Source organism: Arthrobacter sp. 10T419 (genome assembly GCF_056394105.1).
Genome location: NZ_JBFTHF010000095.1, coordinates 1 through 353, shown reverse-complemented (window position 1 = coordinate 353; position 353 = coordinate 1). Strand labels below are relative to the sequence as shown.

The following is a 353-nucleotide window of genomic DNA, read 5'->3' as shown; positions in this document are numbered from 1 at the left end:
GCCCATATCCGTCTTCCATGATCCATCCCAGCCCCGAAGCTTCCACGCCCCAGATCGCAATCGACCCCGACGCCTGTCCACGCCTGGCATCGTGTAGCCATCCTGGGGATGAGACCTTTCGCTTCGCGCCGATTCCCATCCTGATCGAGGACTGGTCCGAGATCCGGCAATGGGTTGACGCGCGCAAGGCGGAGGGCGTGACGGATCTGGAGGCCTATCTGGACGCCAATCCGATGGCCATCCAGGAATTGCGCGATCGTCATCACGTTTTCGTGGACGCCAATGACGCCGCGCTGGCGTTGTTCGATGCGGACTCCCGGGCATCTTTCTTCGCGAAGGCCAGGGACCTGCTT

General features: G+C 62.0%; 1 protein-coding gene. It reads left to right on the top strand.

Annotation, left to right across the window (positions count from 1 at the left end):
- Positions 1-17: 17 nt before the first annotated feature.
- Positions 18-353, top strand: a 336-nt coding sequence (locus AC1DBD_RS18040; RefSeq protein ID WP_476982761.1) for a hypothetical protein, incomplete at its 3' end; no start/stop codon positions are given.